The sequence below is a fragment of the Enterococcus sp. 3H8_DIV0648 genome, assembly GCF_002140655.1.
GTDB classification, from domain to species: Bacteria; Bacillota; Bacilli; order Lactobacillales; family Enterococcaceae; genus Enterococcus_A; species Enterococcus_A hulanensis.
This window is the reverse complement of record NZ_NGLG01000001.1, coordinates 212,020-213,962: the sequence shown is the minus strand read 5'-3', so window position 1 is coordinate 213,962 and position 1,943 is coordinate 212,020. Positions and strand designations below refer to the sequence as shown.

The following is a 1,943-nucleotide window of genomic DNA, read 5'->3' as shown; positions in this document are numbered from 1 at the left end:
GAGTCTGAGTCGCTATCGCTGTCGGAATCGCTATCTGAGTCTGAGTCGCTATCGCTGTCAGAATCACTATCTGAGTCCGATTCATCATCATCTTCTTTATATCTGACTTCAGTATCCTCAGTTGGGTCTGCTACATCTGGCGCTTTATGACCTTTTGTTGGGTCATCTGGATCGACCAATTCCAATTCATTTCCATCTTTATCGGTTGGTGTATAGCCCGGTTCATATGGAATTGTTGGGAAGTTCGGATTGTCTTGATCTAACATCTTACTTGCGTCGTCTGGATCATTTGGATAGATAACGGTAATTTCTTCACCAGTATTTGGATTCGTCCATGTAAATCCACCCATCGCTTTATAAATGTAAGTAATCTCAGATACTCCATCAATGTCAACGATCATATCATCATCAGATTTAGAAGCGTCTTTCTCTACATATAAATATCCTTGAACAACATTAATATTTTGATCAGCAGCAATCGTATCGCCAACTTTTGCAGAAACAGTCACATCATCAGCAATTTTTTTGCCATCTTTATCAACGTAGTGATAAATGATTTGAGCATCATTTGCTGCGTAGTTAATTTCTGTATTTTCCCCTGGATCAGTAATTTCCGGCGTTTTGAATCCTTTATCTGGATCGCTTGGATCTACTAATTCCAACTCATTTCCATCTTTGTCCGTAGGTGTATATCCCGGAACATTTGGAATTGTTGGGAATGCAGGATCATCTTGATCCAGCATCTTACTCGGATCATCTGGATCATTTGGATAAACAACCGTGATTTCTTCACCAGTACTTGGATTCGTCCAAACTAAGTTACCCATCTTTTTATACACATATGTGATTTCAGATGTTCCACTTTCATCAACGATCATATCGTTATCTGAATCGGCATGTTTTTCTACATATAGCCATCCAGTCACAACATTGATTTTTTCTTCAATCGTATCTTTAACCTTAGCTGCTACCTCGATATCCGCAGCAACTTCATTGCCTTCTCCATCGACATAGTGGTAGATGATTTTCGCATCATTTGCTGCCAATGTCCAAGTCGTATCTGCATTCTTCTTAGCTGGCTGAATTGCAGCACCCGCTGTTAATGTTTTTCCACTTTCATCAACATAGTGATAACCAGTTGGTGGAGTTGGAACGATCAGATCTTTCAAGCTAGTGAAATCATCATTGATTTCATAGCGTGTGTTGCTTGGTCGAGAATTTTCTCCAAGAATGGAGTCATCAATAACCAAACTTCCCACTTCTTGATAAACATATATAACTTCTGGAGTTGGTTCATCATAACGAGCAACTGCATTTGTCGGACGTTGTGAAAGAACATAATTCTTATCACGGTAATCTTTTGCTTGTGTAACGTATAACTGACCAAATTTACCATTTAATGAACTGTCATCTGCCCCATCATTAATCGATTCGTCACCGACACCATCGCCATCTGTATCCAGCATATATTTCACATCAACTGTGGAATTATTAGCCGTATACACATAAGTGATATCAGTCGTTTTACCTTCTTCTGGAAAGGTTACATTCATTTCACCAGTATCTGGATTAGCTCCAGCAGGTAATTTTGATTTATTTAAGGTGTATCCTTTTACAGTTAAATCTGCTTCTGTAATAGTTGTTGTATCATTGGGCCAACCAGCTTTATTCATAACCGATTTAATTGTGTTTCCATTTTCATCAACATAACTAACTTTTACTAAACTTTGTCCCTCAATACCTATTTGGTCAGGCACCGTATTTACTACACCGTGTCTCGTTTCATCACGGTTGATTGAAATTGAATTCATTTCAACTGAATTTTCTATTGATGAATCACCAAATTCTAAGAAAAAAACATTTCGAGCATCAAAACCACGTGAGGAGTATATTTCATTCACTTTATTCTTTTTATTTTCATCAATAGTAAAACCATTTAGTTC

At 37.8% G+C, this 1,943-nt stretch carries 1 protein-coding gene; it reads right to left on the bottom strand.

Going from position 1 to position 1,943, the window contains the following annotated elements; genetic code table 11:
* Positions 1-1,943 (bottom strand): MucBP domain-containing protein (locus tag A5875_RS23480; RefSeq protein WP_176244583.1); only part of this gene is annotated, 1,943 nt, incomplete at both ends.